The organism is Brevibacillus sp. NRRL NRS-603 (genome assembly GCF_003013445.1).
Lineage (GTDB): Bacteria > Bacillota > Bacilli > Brevibacillales > Brevibacillaceae > Brevibacillus > Brevibacillus formosus.
The window spans coordinates 1-17,507 of sequence record NZ_PXZN01000012.1 but is presented as its reverse complement, the minus strand read 5'-3'; the positions used below and the strand labels follow the sequence as shown (position 1 = coordinate 17,507).

Sequence of the window (17,507 nt, the reverse complement as noted above, 5' to 3'; positions counted from 1 at the left end):
AAGGATGAAATCATTGACTAGAAATAAAGACGACAAAGTGACCATTCGCTTCGTTCGTATCGAGGATGCGGCAGCCATTTTATCTTTGCAGCGTGAAGTGGTTTGTGAAGGTGAATTTTTTATTGCTGTTTCCGAAGAGTTCAACAAAACCATGGAGCAGCAGGTTGAGTGGATACAAAACATCATCGACAATGACAGGGAAACCATGGTCGTAGCGGAAATAAACGGTGAGTTGGCTGGCATGGTCGTGTTCGTATCTCCGGCTCGCAAACGTTTGTCCCATACAGGTTCGATCACGATGATGATCCAGAAAGCTCACAGAAATAAGGGCATCGGCAAGGTTTTACTGAAGGAGTTGTTAGCATGGACTGAGCAACATCCGCTCATTGAAAAAGTGAGCTTGGGGGTGTTCTCCAACAATCTGAGAGCGATTGCCTTATACAAAAGCCTTGGATTTGTGGAAGAAGGACGAAAAGTGAAAGAATTCAAGCTGGCTGAGAATGAATACGCAGATGATGTCCTGATGTACAAATTCGTATAGCATCCATTCGTTTTCCTTCCATGCAAAAAAGGACCTTCCCATCAGGTCCTTTTCTTATGAGCAAGTAAGCCCTATACCGATTTCGATGGCTGAACAGATTGTTTCTTTTGAACACTGGCAACAATCACACCCACGACGATCAACAAGGAGCCTCCCACCTGAATCGAAGTCACCTGTGAACCAAGCAGCAAAAATCCGACCAGCATCGCTACAAAGGGCTGCAAGTTAAGAAAAATAGCTGCTTTGCCCGTCCCTACCACTTTTAATTGCTGATTCCAGACGATTCCACATATTCCTTGCATGAGGATTGCGGTCAAAATGAGCATCGCCCATGCCCACACTTCATGGCTGATCTGCGCCCCGGGCTCGATCGTCAACAACGCCGCAGGAGTCAAAAACAAAGTGCCAACCGTTGTCGAGTACACCGTGGCAATAAACGGCTGGATCGTTTGCGTCAGTTTGCGAATGATGATCATGGAGGACGAGAATGTGACCATGGCAATCACAATGAGTAAGACTCCCTTGGAAATGGAGAGTCCAGCCCCAACACCGACTACGAAGAATGTTCCCATAAGCGCCAAGCCAGATCCAATCTTCATGCGCAAGGTAAACTGCTCCTTCAAAAACAAGGAGGCCAGCACTGCGGTGACGATCGGTGACAGGGAAAGAATCAACGATGCCGTTGTCGCGTCTGTCGTCAAGAGCCCATTGAAATACGCCGTTTGATTCGCCAGCGTCCCAATCAAGCCGAGCAATACAAGAAGTCCTAACTCACGAGCTGTGATTTTTACGAATTTTTTGGTCAGCCACGCGTAAATGATGAGAAACATAGATGTGAAAAGCAAGCGTACATCTGCCAAAAACAACGGAGGAAACTCTTTAACCAGCATGCTTCCGAACACAAAATTACTGCCCCACAGCGTCACACAAAAAAGCAACAGCAAGTACGACCGAATCATGATTGTTCCTTCTTTCACCCGATACATTATTCTTCCGTTAGCTATCGTACAGGAGAGTGCGAAAAAAGTCCATGAGCGGATCTGCTATTGTTTGATGGAAATTATGTTTGGTTGTACGCACTGTCACATAAAAAAGACCAGCGAACGACTTGGTTCACTGGTCTTCCCTTGTTTTATTGTACCATTTCTTCCAAAGGGGCTTCCTCAGTTGCTTCTAGTGCCCCTTCCATCTGCCCTGCCTCTTCTACAGCCGGCTCTTTCTCTTTCGCCTTCTCTTCCTCTTTCACTTCCGGCTTCTTCTCTGGCTCCGTCGGCGCGATTGCACTCGCCACGAGTGCCGCGTATTTTTGCGAGCCTTCCTTATTCGGGTGAACTCCGTCTTTGTAAAAGTAAGAGCTTTGTCCTTCACTTGCCGTATACCAATCCACAAGAACGACATGCGGATGGGCTGCAGCCGTTTCCGCCAGCATCTTATTCACGACGCTTTCCCACGGTTTAGGTACGCGAGAATTGACGAGAATAATTTGCTCTGCGCCATCGAGTGATTGCAGCAGCTTGTCGAGCTGCCCTTTACTAAAGGCACCGTTCGAGCCCAATTCAATTACGACGCGGTTTCCCAATTGCCCTTTTGCCTTGAGCTGGGCAATCACCTCAGGAGCTTGCGCCATTTGCCTTCCGATTTTGGCATCCACGACGATTCCTGGCAAAAGCTTCTCCAGGTAAGGAGCCACGTCTATCATGACAGAATCACCAATCACAGTGATTCCTTTACCGGAGCCAATTGCTTTTATCGGCTCTTGTTTTGGGTTAGGCTGTTTGGAAGCATTCGAATCTTTCTGCTTCTCCACAGGCTTCTGCTTTTGTCCGTTGTTATTTGTCTTCTGCTCGTTTTTCGGCTTTGTTGGTGGAGTAGCTGGTTTTTGAACCGTCTCCGGCTTCTTCTCTACGATTGGCACCTCAGGACCATGGGGCTTATCAGGAACCTTTGTCTCCGTGACCATTTGAGTTGGCTGTGTCACATTTCCAGCGGTCGCATCTGACGTGAGCGAAGCGATCCCATAATACGTGACACAAAGAGCAATCGCGCAACCGGTTGCCAATACACGGTTTAACCGTTTTGTTTTCTGCCCCGCCTTATTGGAACGATGCCAGATTCTCCCTAACGCACCGTAACGAATAGGCTCTTCGAGATATTTAAATGACAACGAAGCTAGCAAAATGCTTGCGACGAGCTGCAAGACCGCTCCAGGTACCGCCATCCACTCTCTTTCCGCTAAAAACGGATTCGTCCAAACGATAACAGGGTAATGCCACAAATATATCCCGTAAGATCGAACGCCGATCCAGCGCAATGGCTTGCAGCCCATCCAGTTCGCCAAGCTGCTTGCCGGATGTGCGAGTACGGCGACCAACACGGCACTGACGACAGACAGAAGGACAAGCCCGCCCTCGTACAAATAATCATCATATTGATTCGTGTTCCAAATGCTGTACAAAAGAATTCCTAAGCTCAAGAGACCGCTTAAATCAAGCGTAATTCGCGCTTTTTGCGAAATGTTCGTCGTTAGCAAGCGACTCGGCCACATCATGGCGAGCGCGGCACCGATCAATAACCCGAATACCCGTGTGTCCGTTCCGTAATAAACGCGACTCGGATCAAGACCTGGCTCATACAAAACGGCCATAGAGATGGCGGATAGTGCAGCCAGCACCAGAGTAATGATCATAATTGGACCCCTGCGTTTCAGGAAGCGTAGTCCCAGCGCGAGCACCAGCGGCCAAATGACATAGAACTGTTCTTCTACTGCCAATGACCACAGATGACCTAATGGTGAAGGCGGTCCGAATTTTTCAAAATAAGATACGTCATGAAAGACCAGCCACCAGTTACTTACGTACAGAACGGCTGCTCCTACATCTCCGCGGATCGTTTTCAACTGGTCTGGCGAAAAGATGGCTATTCCTGCCATCACCACAAACAGCATGAGGAAAAGTGCTGGGAGCAGTCTTCTGGCACGGCGCAACCAAAAGTCTTTCATGTCGAGTCTTCCATTCCGATTCCATTCTGCAATTAATAAGTCTGTAATCAAATATCCCGATAAAACGAAGAAAATCCCGACACCCAGCAATCCCCCGGGTGCCCAGTCGTAATTCAAGTGATAAATAATGACTGCGAGTACCGCCAGCGTACGAAGCCCGTCGATCCCAGCCATGTATCGACTGCTGGAGCCTTTGATCGGTTCAGGCATGCTGGTGGCCTCCTATCGTTGCATGTTGGCGAGTGATAAATTCGTTCTGATTATTAATTCTTTTCGTACCCATCGTCCTTTTCATTTTTTTATGGTGATTCTTCGTGCTCGCCATGCAAAACATCTAACATTCTCCCCTTTTTACTTCCGTTCTGCTTTCATCATTTGTTGTTGGGGGCAGTCATTACACATCGGGAATTGCGTGCTCTATGAATGCAAAAACCCCTGTTTTTTGGAATCGTGCGAAAACGGGGGTTGGTCTCGTTCATTATCTTTATGGAAAATGAATTCTTCCCATCATCGTTGCCCGTATTCAGGATGTGATGAACTACTCACTATCTCGTTGTTTTTTGGTTCTCTTACTCCCTTATATATGCACCACACCTTCCTTATAGTGGATGGTTTCACAAGGAAATTACCCGGTCCTTGTCTTACGTTAGACTCTTGCTGAATAGTTGTTTGTAACCTGATTATATGACGATTTCGGGGGATAACTCGTTACAAACTGTTTACATTCTGACCATGTTTTTTCCCGGAAAAAACGCGGAACAAAAAAGAAGCTGCTGGTATACTTTCCCCCATCAGCTTCTCGATCGTAGATCATCGCAGACCACCACTGTCAGATGCAAAATGCAACGTGTTTACTTGTCACAAAAGATTTACGGATCAACAGCCTGGATCCGTTCGTAAATTTTGCGAGTTGTATTGACATTCCTGATTGTCATTTGTTGATAAACCTTTGAGCCAATAAGTTTCTGCATGATGTAAGACCAAATCCAAAAGCTAATATGTATAGCGTCTTCTAACGGTTATTCCCCTGTCACTACCATTTTCTCCAATTGAAACAGGAAACACAAGACAAAAATAAAATCCCCATCGATTACCAGCACCGACGAGGATTTTCGCTTAATTTATCCCAATTTAAATATGATGAGTAAACAAATAATTTAAGAAAAAACCACCGCTGACAACCGCAATCACCATGCATACAATGCCGCTTTTCACCCGTTCGGAAAGCAACCGCATAAACCCAAGACAGAAAAAGACTCCTGTGACCAAAAAATAAGCGACTCCAACCCAAAAAACATTCCAAGGCAAGCTCGCAAAATCTACGTTACCCAAACGTGAACACCATCCCTGTCCGATTCTACTGATTACTTGTATGTACGATACTCCATTATAGCATTTGTTCACGCTTACTTTCCCATTTTTGCAAAATGCGTAACAGAAGTGTCATACATCTATGTCTTCATGTTTTCTACACAATCGTTTGGTACGCTTTCTCCAATAGCTCAAAGGAGGAAAAATTGCACATGAACAAACGGAAAATACGCCCGTGGGCTTATCCCTTGGTTCTAGGTGGCGTTTTGCTGTTATCCGCATGCTCCACTACCACTGACAATACCACGATGGATCATAATGGACACAACATGAATTCTTCACCACAAGCACCAGCAGAAACGCAGCCGCAGCAAATGTCTGCTTCCAGCGACTCGTCGATGGAGGTGCTTACAGGCAATACCTTTACCCTTACGGCAAAGGAAACTATGCTCCACCTCGATGATAAGACCATGAAAAACGCATGGACGTACAATGGGACCGTTCCAGGCCCACAGCTTCGTGTCAAACAAGGAGAAACCATCAGCGTAACGTTGAAAAACGAATTGCCCGAGCCGGTTACCATTCACTGGCATGGCTTACCCGTCCCGAATAATATGGACGGAATCCCTGGTGTGACCCAAAATGCCGTAAAACCAAACGAAAGCTTCACCTACAAATTCAAGGCGGACGTTGCCGGGACATACTGGTACCACTCACATCAAAACAGCGCCAAGCAGGTAGACAAAGGCTTGTACGGTTCACTCGTGGTAGAACCGACTACGCCAGAGCCAGCTGACAAGGACTTTACCCTCGTTCTCGATGAATGGATGCAGGACGATAGCATGGCGGAAATGCACGGAAGTGGCATGAGTCACGGCACGAGTTCCTCTTCTTCCGATAGCTCGTCCTCTGGTGGTCACAACATGGCCGGTATGGAGATGCCCATGAGTGACGCTGAGATGATGCCGTTGATGTATACGATCTTTTCCGTGAACGGAAAAACAGGCCCGGCAATCCTGCCGCTATCTGTTAAAGAAGGAGAGAAGGTCAGAATCCGCCTGATCAATGCCGGATACTTGAACCACAAGCTGCACCTGCAAGGTCATGAATTTAAAATCGTGGCAACAGACGGGCAACCTATCAATAATCCGCCCCTCGTAGGCGGCCAGCTCCTCACTATCGGGCCGGGAGAACGATATGATCTCGAATTCGTCGCTAACAATCCGGGCAAATGGTTATTGGAGGAGCGCAGCACAAATCCAGGCGCCAAGTCGCTGGTCGTGCCTATCCTCTACGAAGGCTCGGAAACAAAAACAGCCAAATCCGAAGCTGGCGATATGCCGACGATAGACATTACCAAATACGGCGAGGCGGCAAAAAGCAGCTTTACGCTGGAGCAGAAATATGACATCACGTATCAAATGGATCTGAACACGGAAACGGCAGATGGAAAAATGGCCTTTACCATCAATGGAAAAACGTTCCCAGATGTCCCTCCGCTCAACGTCAAAAAAGGAAATCTGGTCAAAGTCACGCTGGTGAACAAATCACCAAAAGATATCCACCCGATGCATTTGCACGGACATTTCTTCCAAGTATTAAGCAAAAACGGACAGCCTATCACAGGCTCCCCTCTGGTCAAGGATACGCTGAACATTTTACCGGGTGAATCCTACGTAGTCGCATTCGAAGCAGACAATCCAGGAGATTGGATGTTCCACTGCCACGATTTGGGCCATGCCGCGCAAGGGATGGTATCCGAAGTAAAATATGAAGGCTTCCAGCCAGATTTCGTTGTCGACCCAACAGTAGGCAACATGCCGGAATAGCCATAGAAAAAAGCAGGAGCCTTCATGGCTTCCTGCTTTTTCATTACGTCAACACACCGTCCAAAGACGTTTTCCATTCTACGCCAGCTGGGAAAACATCCTTTACTTGCTGTCTCAGCTTGTCGTTTTGGCTCAATTGCGGACTCAAGATCGACACCAGACCGCTATCCTCTCGCGAACGGATCAAGCGCCCGATGCCTTGACGCAGTCTCAGCAGCATGTAAGGCATATCTACCTCGTCGAAAGGATTCGCTGCACTTTTTCGTTTTGCTGTAAACACCGGATCATTCGGCGGGAATGGCAGTGACCAAATGATCACATTGGACAGCGAAGGCCCCGGAACGTCCAGCCCTTCCCACAGGCTCACCGCACAAAGGCTGCTTTTCTCGTCGTTTTGGAACTGAGAGATCAGATGGCTGATTTCTGCATCTCCTTCAAACAAGAATCGCAGATCCGTACAGGTAGGATCGTTTTTGATAGCGGCCTTGAATTGCTGTAATTCCTCCATGGAGGAAAACAGCAGAAGCGCACTACCTCCTGATTTTTGCAGCAATTGGCTAGCCTGGCTCATTTTTTCCGCAAAGGAGTCGGTCGCAGAGAGTGTCGGTACGTATACCTCCATTTGCTTGTCGTATTCGTATGGAGAAGCCACCGAGAACGACAGGTATTGCTCTATACCCAAGCTGTCCGCCACATACTTGAACGATCCATCAACAGATAGAGTCGCTGAGGAAAAGACAATCGGCATCTTTTGTGAGAATACGCGCTCTTCCAGTACCTCCTGCACCTTTTTTGGCATGACGACCAAGGTTGGGCCTGTAATCTCTTCACTCATCCAGGAAATGACGTGATCCGGGTCCTGGAAAAGTCCCAGAGCCAACTGCATCATTTCCAGATGCTCCTCGACAATCCGCAGCTGGAACTCGTCCAACGTATACAGACCACCCTCTAGCGCCAGCTCTTCTTCAATCCAACTGACGAGATTCGTAAAACGGTGGATGGTTGCAATGAGTTCCGGATGAAAATGGATTTCTTTGCGGTTGGAGCCCTTCACAGCCTTGCTCTCTTCGTTCAATCGCGAGAACATCTCCTCGCTCTGAGCAATGGCTTCTTCAATAGCAATAGCTAGCTCTTCCCTGATCTCACCCTTCAACACTCGCGTAATCGTTTCTTCGAAGACGGAGTGATTCAGCTTGTACGTCAATGCTTTTTGGGCAGCAGGCTCCAGCAGATGACCCTCGTCAAAAATGACGGAGCTATGCGGTGGCAGCAACGGCAGTTGACCTCCGCGCTTGCGGATCTCATAGGTCCACACATGCTCCATATAAAAGTCATGGGAGCAAATGATTAAATCGGCTGATTGACGATAATGATTTCTGGAAAGGGTCTGCCCACAGCGGTGCTGTCTGTCGCACACAAAGCAATCCTGAAAAGTATCCCAGTTCATCTGCGCCCATTCTTGATCATCCAGGTCAGGATAAGTGCTACGATCCCCGTACGGATAAAACGACTGCAAGGCCTCGTGTGTATGAACAAATGAAGGCAGCTCTTGATAAATATACTGGAAAGCTTCGCCTGTCTCAGGCTGGAATCTCGCCTCATCCAGCTTGCGCAAACAGAGATATTGGTCCGGAGATTTTCCGAGTCTCGCGTCAATCGTCAGGTTGAGATGACGAGCCAGTTTGGCGATATCGCCTTCCGGTTTTACGAGCTGCTCAATCAGCGACTCATTGGCACAGGCAATAATCGCCGGTTTTCTGGTATATCGTGCATAACAGATGGCGTACAGCAAGTAAGCCAATGTTTTCCCCGTACCAACTCCCGCCTCTGCAAAAATCGTTTGCTTTTCTATAAAAGCCCGTTCAAGCTGAAAGGCCATGTAGATTTGCTCATCACGCACCTCGAATCCAGCCTCAGGCAATACTTCATAAAAAACGTCCGCTACCCAATCACTCACCTGAGGGATGAACGGTTGGGACGGATCGTAGGCAAAAGGATAACGTTCCAATTGTGACCTGCCTCCAATAATGAAAAGAATCGTCAAGCATAGAATTGCCAAAATGTAATGATGACATGTCTTGACGATAAACACAATATAGATGAGAGAAAAAACCACTCCATTTCGTGGTAAGATAAGGATGGTAAAAAAGTAGAATGAAATAGGAGTGAACAAACCTATGGAAAAAGTAATGTTTATTGAAATAGGAATGGGCATCGACATGCATGGACAAAACGTCACCAAAGCCGCAATCCGCGCTGTACAAAATGCTATCCATCATAATTCGATGCCTGGACTGCGTTCTGTCCTGCCAGGAAACGATATCCATAACATGAAAGTAAATGTGAGACTGGCCGTTCCTGCTGACAAGGACAAGCTCGACTTGGAAACGGTTCGTAAAGCACTGCCTTACGGGGAAGTCTCCTTCGATATCGTCGATGGCGGCATGCTGACGAGCAGTGGGGTCGTGATCGCTGAAAAAGAGGACAAGAACGATCTTGCCTATATCGTCATCGCTTCGGTAGAGGTAGGATACTAGAATCCCGGCTCATCAACTACATGTGGGTGAAACTGATAACGCTCCAACTCTATTTCTCCTGCTACTGACACAACTATCCCTTCGCTTTCCAAGGCCATTTTTTGCAGCGTGAACGAATCCAAATCTTGCAGTCCTATCTTTCCTTGGGCGTTGATAACCCGATGCCAAGGAAGCTTGTGCTTTTTGGACATGGAATGAAGGATGCGAACGATTTGTCTGGCAGCTCTCGGACTCCCGGCCAACGCAGCAATTTGCCCGTAAGTCATGACATGGCCCGCTGGAATCCCGTCAATAATTTTAAGTGCGCGCTGCGTAAATTCGGTCATGATGACTACTCCTTCTTGCTTGATCCAATCAAAAGGCTTGTGACTCCTCGAAGATCACAAGCCTTTTCTTCTTATTTCAGGTTAAAACAGTCTTTCCAGCTCGTCAACCAGACTGCCGACGTAGGCGACTGCCTCACGGATTGGCTGCGGATCTGACATATCCACGCCAGCTTTTTTCATCAACTCCAGCGGCGTTAGTGTTCCCCCGGCTTTGAGCACCTCGATCCAACGGTCAACGGCAGGCTGTCCCTCTTGCTTGATGCTCGCTGCCATTGCTGTAGAGGCGGTCAAACCAGCTGCGTACGTGTATGGATACAACCCCATGTAATAGTGCGGTTGGCGCATCCATGTGAGACTTGCTGCCGCGTCCAGCTCCACTGCATCACCCCAGAAGTCTGCGAGCACTTGCCCTTTCCATTCAGAGAGCTGTTTAGCAGTCAAAGGTACGTCTTTTTGCGCTCCTTCGTACACTTTTCGTTGCATTCTCGCTTCTAGCAGATGCGTGACAAAGTTGTGGTAATACGTATTCATCAATTGCAAAATGACCCAACGCTTCAGACGAGGATCGTCGGATTGCTCCACGATGTGCTGCGCGAGCAAGAGCTCATTGAGAGTGGAAGGCGCTTCGATAAAGTACAGCGATGGACGAGAGTTCGTAAAGCTTTGCTCTCTTGTCGCCAGCATAAAATGTCCGCAATGCCCCAGCTCATGAGCCAGCGTGAAAGCACTGCGCATATTTCCCGACCACGTAATGAGAATATAAGAATGCTTGCTATAGGTCGTTGAGCAGAAAGCACCTGTCGATTTGCCCACGTTGTCTACGTAGTCGATCCAGCGTTCATTCAGCGCTTTTTCCATAATGGCTGTATATTCAGGCCCCATCACTTGCAAGGATGCCAGTATCTTTTGCCCAGCTTCTTCAATCGTAATTGGCGGGCTGAATTCTGGATCTAGCGGTGCCTTCAAATCACAAAAGGCAAGTTTTTCGAGACCGAGCTCTTTTGCCTTGAGCTTCGCATAGCGCCGCATGTGCGGAGCGAGTTCATTTCCGATGATATCCAGGATATTGTGGTACATATCCAGTGTAACCTGCTGTGGCTTCAGCAGCATGTCCGTTACGGTTTCATAACCACGCAGGCGGGACATGACGGTTTGTCTTTTCACCTCTGACGCGTATACCGCAGCGAAGGAGTTTTGGTAAGAAGCGAGTGTCTTCGAAAAGGATTCGTACGAAGCACGGCGCAGCGTCGTATCGGAAGACATCTCATAATCAGTCTCAAACAGCGCGAAGGATACAGGACGCTCATTTCCCTCCCCATCATGGACAGGAACAAATGACATGTCCGACAGCTTTCCGCGCAAATAAATGTTGTATGGTGCACCGAAAACCTCGCCCATAGCCGCAAATGCTTCCTCGGTCTCAGCCGACAGTCGGTAAGGCTTTGTTTCCAGCAAATCATTCAGGCTTTTGCGGAATATTTCGAGTCCTGGCTCTTCCTTCAAGAAGCTCTCGATTTTTCCTTCAGGCAACGCCAAAATCTCGGAGGGTATAAAAGAAAGCGCAGCGTTTAGCTGAGACACGACATCCCCTACTCGTGCAGAGTTCGCTTGGTTTTGTGGATTCGTCCCGTCTTCAGACGACCGCAGTCTGGCATAAGTCGCTGCAATATTCGCCCGAACATTGATCGCCTCATTTGCCTCTAAGCATGCCAACAACGTCTCTCCACTCTTATGCAGCTGACCTTTGAATGCTGTGACGACAGGCAGATGCTGTATAATTTCTGCTAATTCTTGCTCCCACGCTTCCTGGCTCTCAAACAGATCGTTCAGGTTCCACGTATACTCGACAGCGACTTGATCACGTGTCTGTCTTGTCTTCACTATGACTGCCTCCTTTAATTCTGCCAATAAAATATTTTTTATGTAATAAATTTGCCTTTTCATTTGAATTTTCCTACAATTAATCAAAATAAACAAGTGGATAACTTGCTCGAATTAGGCCGTAATCTGTCTTTTTCTGCGCTTTCCTAGGAAATTCTTTCAAATCATAAGCAGGTGATTTCGGGGAGGAAGGTAAAATAGATAGAATGCAAGTAAGCCTTTTGTTGTTAAAAGGAGGAAATGAACGATGTCTTTTGAAACCTTGTTTGACCGTTACGCTGATCTCGCTGTAAAAGTCGGCGTGAACGTACAGCCTATGCAAACGTTAGTAGTAACAGCTCCACTATCTACTGCTCCTTTTGTGAGAAAGGTAGCAAAAAAAGCGTACGAAGCGGGTGCCAAGCACGTACATATTGATTGGACCGACGATGAACTCACACGGATGAAATATGATTTGGCTCCTGATGAAGCGTTTCGAGAATACCCGCAATGGAAGGTACAAGGGTTAGAGGAAATGGCGGAAAATGGCGCGGCGTTTCTCTACATTTCTGCAGCGAATCCCGATTTGCTGAAGGGTGTAAATCTAGACCGCATTTCTACTGCCAACAAAACAGCGGGTCAAGCTCTCCATAAGTTCCGCAGCTATACCATGTCCGATAAAGTGAGCTGGTGCGTGCTGGCAGTTCCATCACCTGCATGGGCTGCCATGGTCTTCCCGCATTTGCCACAAGAGGAACAGGAGCCTGCCCTGTGGGATGCGATCTTCCGCGCCACTCGCGCAGATATGGATGACCCTGTCCAAGCTTGGCATGACCATCATGCGACATTGAACAGCAAGGTGGATCAGCTCAACGCCAAACAATACCGCTACCTTCATTACGAAGCTCCCGGCACCAATTTGACGATCGAGTTGCCTGCCAACCACATCTGGATTGGCGGCGGTAGCGTAAATAAAGAAGGTGTCTCCTTCATGGCCAACATGCCGACAGAAGAAGTATTCACCGCGCCATTAAAAGAAGGTGTCAACGGAACCGTTCGCAGCACCAAGCCTTTGAGCTATCATGGCAATTTGATCGAGAACTTTACGTTGACGTTTGAAAACGGAAGAATTGTCTCGGCAACTGCTGAAAAGGGAGAAGAATCCCTGAAGCAATTAATTGAAACAGATGAAGGCTCTCATTATTTGGGGGAAGTGGCTCTGGTTCCTCATCTGTCCCCTATCTCGCAATCAGATATCATTTTCTATAACACGCTCTTTGATGAAAATGCGTCCAACCACTTGGCGATCGGGAACGCTTATAGTGTGAATATTGAAGGTGGCGCTGACATGAGCAATGAAGAATTGGCTAGCCACGGTATCAATATCAGCCTCACTCATGTCGATTTCATGATCGGCTCTGCCGAGATGAACATTGATGGAGAAACAGCTGACGGCAAGCGTGAACCATTATTCCGCAACGGAAATTGGGCTTGAAGCTAACGTGAGAATGGCATAGCGAGAGGCTGGATTTCTGTCATCCATGACAAATCCAGCCTCTTTCTGTTCTCGGATACAACATTTTTTCCCCGGAGCACTTTCATGAAGGGGAAATTATCGGATACAAGTGTCCCTGCATGGCAAAGGACGCTTTCCCCGTTTCCTCGGAAACAACGACGATCAGCGCATCGCTTTTTTCACTCAAGCCCAACGCAGCACGATGTCTGGTTCCCAGCTTTTTTTCCCCTACCACAACCTGAGATAATGGCAGGACATTGGCCGCGGAAACGATATGATTTTCCCGAATCAGGACGGCCCCATCATGTAAAGGGCTGCCAGGATAAAAGATCGACTCCAGCAAGGAATGGCTCATCGCAGCCTCAATCGGTATGCCTGCTTGTAGCAGCTGATCAAGCGGGTCCTCACGCTCAACGACAATCAATGCTCCTTGGCGCCTTTTGGCCAGGTGCTGCACGGCCTTGGATAAATCCAAATATTTTTCCGTATAGGGTGAGAGATAGCATTGTAAATAAAAGGAGGCTGCTACTGTTTCGAGTCGGCTAAACTTCGTCCGTATTTGATCAAACGTCCCGAGCACACATTCGTTTTCATTTTTTAACGCATGGATGCTCTCATCTAGCGTAACGGATATTCCCCTCAGCTCTTGCAGCAATTCCGCCTTCAGCGATGATGTGTCACAGTTAACTTCCAGCATATGAACCCCTCAATTTCCATTTCTCTTCACGCTTCGTTCTTTGTTTGATTGTTCCCCTCCCTATAGGAAATCATTCTATTTCTTAGATGATAATTCCACTGTTAACCGGACATAGTAAAACACAAATGATCAACAGCTTATGGAGCGAAACCGACATGATAACGGAATGGAATGAGTTTCTTTCCATCGCACAAGAATCGAATGATTTTAAGCATTACCCCCTGATCAACGAGGAAAGTCCTTTTGTTATTTCATACTATCAAACCTTGATTAAAACAGAGCTGCTGCAAAAAAATCTCTTGCGCCCCCTTCAAGAGCGTATGGAAGCAAATGAAGCGATTACGGACCTGCGCCACTTTTCCCGCTTTCTCCATGTAGAGGATATGATTTATACAGACGACATACAGACAGTCGTCTCAAAAATCATGACAGGCTATGCAGCCATCCAATCGAAAGACAATCTACAGTTCTTCGCCCTTATCAATTTAGCCAATCCGACTGAAGGACTGCGAACTGATAACGACACGGAAAATGAGTTTAGTGTTGTTGGACCAAAGGTAGGCTTTGTTGAAAACATCGATATCAACCTGCATCTTATCCGTCAACAAATCAGCACACCCAAATTAATCATTCGAGAATTAACCTTAGGTACGCTCTCTCATACCCGCATCGCCGTCGTTTATTTGTCTGGCATAACGAATCCTCAGCACATTGAAACCGTTGAGCAAAGACTACAGACGATCGACTTCGATATCATTTTTGATTCATCACAGCTCGATCAAATCATGAGTGATAATTCGAATACCCCTTTCCCACTGTTTCTGTCTACAGAAAGGATTGACCGGGTCATTTATGCGTTAACTCTCGGGCAGATCGTGATTATTTCTGATGCATCTCCGTATGTCATTACCGGTCCAACCACGATCTTTGATTTCTTCATTTCTCCCGAGGATTATTATTTACCGTGGATTTTATCGTCCTTGTTTCGGTTGATTCGTATTTTTGGTGTGCTTTTTTCTATCTTGATGACCCCTGCCTATACGGCGGTTCTCACTTTTCATTTGGAAATGATTCCGCAAGACATGCTGGCTCCCATCATTTTATCGAGGAAGTACGTCCCTTTTCCTCCCGTCTTGGAAGTGCTTTTCTTGGAGCTGACGATCGAGTTCTTGCGAGAAGCAGGTGCCCGGCTCCCGACAAAGGTCGGACAGACTCTTGGAATCGTAGGTGGAATCGTCATTGGTCAAGCATCAGTAGAAGCAGCCTTGACCAGTAATATATTGCTGATCATCGTTGCTCTGTCGGCGCTTGCCTCTTTCACTACTCCCATCTACAAAATGTCAAATACGATCCGTTTCCTGCGCTTCCCGCTCATTATTTTGTCTGGAATATGGGGCGGGCTTGGGATTGCCATCGGTCTCATGTTCATGCTGACTCATCTTCTTCAGCTTAAATCATTAGGAACACCTTACCTTGCTCCGCTTTACCCTTTTCGCAGACGCAGCTTCGCGGACAGCTTCATTCGCTCTTCCTATAGCAGAACGGCCAGAAGGTCTGCTATTATGCGCGTCATCTCACAGTGGAGATACGATCCTGACAAGGCCACTCAGAAAAGAGATATTGATGAATAGATGAAGGAGCCATCGAAGAAACCATGGTTGCAAAGAGGAAATGGATTCTGGTGTTATTGATATGGATCATGACTGGCTGCTCTTCGACTCGAATCGTCAGCGAAGTACAACTGATTCATTCACTCGGTCTCGATCTCGAAGACCAAAAAATAAAAGGGGCAGCTATCACTCACGTGTATGGAAAGGAAAAGACACAGATAGAGCTGCTGGAAACAAAAAGCTCGAATTTATTTACAATCCTCCCTGATTTTAATGCCCTCACACCTTCTCAAGTAGAGCTAGGGCAATTGCGTTCCGTCATTGTTGGGAGAAAATATGCTGAAAACGGAGTGGAAGCGCTGGTACATACACTTTGCCGCGACCCCTCTATTGGTTTTCGCCTTCAACTCGCTGTGGCGGATACAAAGGCATTGACGATTCTGAAAGGCATCCGTCATATGCAAATTCCTTTTTTCATCTCCGATAGCATCGCTCAAAATATCAAAACACTGAATTTGCCCAAGACCAACCTGCATATTTTCTTGTTCAATTTATACGGCGAGGGCCGTGATCCTTACCTTCCCTATTTCGTGATGCATAATGACAGAGTGAAGCTGGATGGTCTCGCGCTTTTTCGAGATGACAAATTCGTGCATCGCATCAATTCGAAAGAAAGCTTTTTGTTAAAAATCATGGTTGAAAAAGCCAAGAGTGGCCAAATTCCATTTGAGGTGACGATCAAGAATCGAAAAGAAACAGGGATGTTGAAAAATCTGCATTCCCATGCCGCCTTCGATGTCAATATGACAGAATCTGTTCCCAGCATCAGGGTAAAGCTCATAGTAAATGGGCAAATCAGCGATTATTCGGAGTGGCTGCAATTATCCAATCCACAGGTATTGCGCCAAATGGAAAAAGAGCTTTCCTCCTACCTGCAAAAGGAGGCGACGATTTTTGTAAAGCATTTGCAGAAGCTTGAAGTTGATCCGGTTGGATTTGGTGATTTCGTGCGCAGTCGAAGCACGTCATGGGACAACTCCCACTTCAAAAAGATGTATCCACAGATGAAAATCGCCGTGACGGCCTCAATTAAGCTGGAGCAAACGGGTGAGTAATGAATAACCAGGAGGGATCAGGTGAGTACTTCCATTCGGGAAAGCGCGATGGTTTCACCTTTTTTTGTATTCTTTCTTGTGCATGCCAATATCGTGGGGATCGGGATACTGGGCTTTCAACGGACAATCGTAGCCCATGCTGGATACGATGCCTGGATCTCCCTTCTACTTGCCGGGGCAAGCATCCATCTCATTATTTGGATGCTCTATTTTATGTTGAATGCGGGCAGCCAAGATCTGTTCTCCCTTCACGAGCTCTGCTTTGGAAAATGGCTAGGAAAGCTGATGAGCTTTGTCGTATTGATCTACGTCTGGATGGCTGCTTTTCTCATCTTGCGTTCTTACGTCAGTATTGTGAAGCAGTTTATTTTCCCTCTCATGCATACGTGGAGTACGACGCTAATAATCTTGCTCCTCATTTTGTACATTGTTGCTGGCGGTTTTCGCACGGTTACGGGCGTCTGTTTTTTAGGTGTGGTGATTCCGGCGATTTTAATGCTTCCTTTATTTCTATTCCCTTTCGAGTACGCTCACCCAAATAACCTGTTCCCGATGTTTTCACATAACCTCACCGCTTTGATCGCATCTGCCAAAGACGCTGTTATCAATTATATGGGCTTTGAATTAGTGCTCTTCTACTACCCGTTTATCAAGCGAGCAGCTCACTCGCAAAAATGGGCCCACGCTGGCGTCCTTATCAGCACGCTTCTATATGTAGCCGTCGCCATCGTAACATTTCTCATGTTTAGCCACGGTGAACTGGATAAGATTATTTGGCCGACGTTGACCATGCTCAAAATCGTCGAAATTCCGATTTTGCAGCGATTGGAGTTCATTGTGATCTCTCTATGGCTGTTCGTGATTTTGCCAAACATCTGTCTCAATCTATGGGGGGTTACCCGCGGAATGAAACAACTATTGGGCATCAGTCAAATCCGCTCCCTTTTGCTTCTCCTCATATCTTTGGCAATGGGTTCCTATCTGCTCGAAGGTACGACTCCATTGCTCGTGGCACTCGATTTTTATGGGAAAGTGAGCCTCGTTTTCATTTATGGCTATATCCCGCTATTGTTCTTGCTCTTCCTTCTCTGGGGGAAAAAGCGAAGTACCGCACGACACCAGACTCCCGGGACAGAAACAGAAAATGCCCGATAGATATCTATCGGG

The 17,507-nt window shown here is 47.1% G+C and carries 13 protein-coding genes; 7 read left to right on the top strand and 6 right to left on the bottom strand.

Features of this window, described 5'->3' with window-relative positions; all coding sequences use genetic code 11:
- Nucleotides 1-13 precede the first annotated feature (13 nt).
- On the top strand, nt 14-541 hold the full coding sequence (locus tag C7R94_RS07755; RefSeq protein WP_106781216.1) for a GNAT family N-acetyltransferase: 528 nt from the start codon (nt 14-16) through the stop codon (nt 539-541).
- Nucleotides 542-612: 71 nt separating this feature from the next.
- Here C7R94_RS07755 and C7R94_RS07750 read toward each other — a convergent pair whose 3' ends face one another.
- Both C7R94_RS07750 and C7R94_RS07745 read right to left on the bottom strand, forming a co-directional pair.
- A complete protein-coding gene (locus C7R94_RS07750) occupies nt 613-1,500 on the bottom strand; it encodes a DMT family transporter (RefSeq protein WP_047069166.1) in 888 nt (295 codons plus the stop codon).
- A 173-nt stretch (nt 1,501-1,673) separates the two neighbouring features.
- Nucleotides 1,674-3,749, bottom strand: a complete 2,076-nt coding sequence (locus C7R94_RS07745; protein WP_106779657.1) for an acyltransferase family protein — start codon at nt 3,747-3,749, stop codon at nt 1,674-1,676.
- Nucleotides 3,750-5,062: 1,313 nt separating this feature from the next.
- Between C7R94_RS07745 and C7R94_RS07730 the strand changes: the two genes are divergently transcribed.
- Complete coding sequence (locus C7R94_RS07730; RefSeq protein ID WP_106779654.1) at nt 5,063-6,679, top strand: multicopper oxidase family protein; 1,617 nt, start codon at nt 5,063-5,065, stop codon at nt 6,677-6,679.
- Nucleotides 6,680-6,722: 43 nt separating this feature from the next.
- Here C7R94_RS07730 and C7R94_RS07725 read toward each other — a convergent pair whose 3' ends face one another.
- A complete protein-coding gene (locus tag C7R94_RS07725; protein WP_106779651.1) occupies nt 6,723-8,687 on the bottom strand; it encodes an ATP-dependent DNA helicase in 1,965 nt (654 codons plus the stop codon).
- 169 nt (nt 8,688-8,856) lie between these two features.
- On the opposite strand from C7R94_RS07725, the gene C7R94_RS07720 reads away from it, so the two are divergent.
- Complete coding sequence (locus C7R94_RS07720; protein ID WP_106779649.1) at nt 8,857-9,216, top strand: Lin0512 family protein; 360 nt, start codon at nt 8,857-8,859, stop codon at nt 9,214-9,216.
- Here C7R94_RS07720 and C7R94_RS07715 read toward each other — a convergent pair.
- On the bottom strand, nt 9,213-9,542 hold the full coding sequence (locus tag C7R94_RS07715; protein ID WP_106779647.1) for an MGMT family protein: 330 nt from the start codon (nt 9,540-9,542) through the stop codon (nt 9,213-9,215). The genes C7R94_RS07720 and C7R94_RS07715 overlap by 4 nt on opposite strands.
- An 81-nt stretch (nt 9,543-9,623) precedes the next feature.
- On the bottom strand, nt 9,624-11,423 hold the full coding sequence (gene pepF, locus C7R94_RS07710; protein ID WP_106779644.1) for an oligoendopeptidase F: 1,800 nt from the start codon (nt 11,421-11,423) through the stop codon (nt 9,624-9,626).
- Between the two features lie 247 nt (nt 11,424-11,670).
- Between pepF and C7R94_RS07705 the strand changes: the two genes are divergently transcribed.
- Nucleotides 11,671-12,897: an aminopeptidase gene (locus C7R94_RS07705; protein WP_106779641.1), complete on the top strand. Its 1,227-nt coding sequence runs from the start codon at nt 11,671-11,673 to the stop codon at nt 12,895-12,897.
- Nucleotides 12,898-13,000: 103 nt separating this feature from the next.
- On the opposite strand, the gene cdaS is transcribed toward C7R94_RS07705, so the two are convergent.
- Nucleotides 13,001-13,615: a sporulation-specific diadenylate cyclase CdaS gene (gene cdaS / locus C7R94_RS07700; RefSeq protein ID WP_047069158.1), complete on the bottom strand. Its 615-nt coding sequence runs from the start codon at nt 13,613-13,615 to the stop codon at nt 13,001-13,003.
- A 155-nt stretch (nt 13,616-13,770) separates the two neighbouring features.
- Between cdaS and C7R94_RS07695 the strand changes: the two genes are divergently transcribed.
- From C7R94_RS07695 to C7R94_RS07685, 3 genes are read left to right on the top strand one after another with little or no spacing between them, the layout of a single operon-like run.
- The gene (locus tag C7R94_RS07695; RefSeq protein WP_106779638.1) at nt 13,771-15,246 is read left to right on the top strand and encodes a spore germination protein; all 1,476 of its coding nucleotides are present in this window, start codon (nt 13,771-13,773) and stop codon (nt 15,244-15,246) included.
- A 50-nt stretch (nt 15,247-15,296) separates the two neighbouring features.
- Nucleotides 15,297-16,340 carry a Ger(x)C family spore germination protein gene (locus C7R94_RS07690; RefSeq protein ID WP_233220495.1) on the top strand — a complete coding sequence of 348 codons (1,044 nt, stop codon included), beginning with the start codon at nt 15,297-15,299 and terminating at the stop codon, nt 16,338-16,340.
- Between the two features lie 21 nt (nt 16,341-16,361).
- Nucleotides 16,362-17,495 carry a GerAB/ArcD/ProY family transporter gene (locus C7R94_RS07685; protein ID WP_106779634.1) on the top strand — a complete coding sequence of 378 codons (1,134 nt, stop codon included), beginning with the start codon at nt 16,362-16,364 and terminating at the stop codon, nt 17,493-17,495.
- Nucleotides 17,496-17,507 lie beyond the last annotated feature (12 nt).

What these genes read in the sequence shown, in the direction of transcription:
- C7R94_RS07730 (WP_106779654.1), top strand. Translation starts at nt 5,063, where the DNA reads ATGAACAAACGGAAAATACGCCCGTGGGCTTATCCCTTGGTTCTAGGT.
- C7R94_RS07750 (WP_047069166.1), bottom strand. Translation starts at nt 1,500, where the DNA reads ATGATTCGGTCGTACTTGCTGTTGCTTTTTTGTGTGACGCTGTGGGGC.
- C7R94_RS07720 (WP_106779649.1), top strand. Translation starts at nt 8,857, where the DNA reads ATGGAAAAAGTAATGTTTATTGAAATAGGAATGGGCATCGACATGCAT.
- C7R94_RS07705 (WP_106779641.1), top strand. Translation starts at nt 11,671, where the DNA reads ATGTCTTTTGAAACCTTGTTTGACCGTTACGCTGATCTCGCTGTAAAA.
- C7R94_RS07715 (WP_106779647.1), bottom strand. Translation starts at nt 9,542, where the DNA reads ATGACCGAATTTACGCAGCGCGCACTTAAAATTATTGACGGGATTCCA.
- C7R94_RS07745 (WP_106779657.1), bottom strand. Translation starts at nt 3,749, where the DNA reads ATGCCTGAACCGATCAAAGGCTCCAGCAGTCGATACATGGCTGGGATC.
- cdaS (WP_047069158.1), bottom strand. Translation starts at nt 13,615, where the DNA reads ATGCTGGAAGTTAACTGTGACACATCATCGCTGAAGGCGGAATTGCTG.
- C7R94_RS07695 (WP_106779638.1), top strand. Translation starts at nt 13,771, where the DNA reads ATGATAACGGAATGGAATGAGTTTCTTTCCATCGCACAAGAATCGAAT.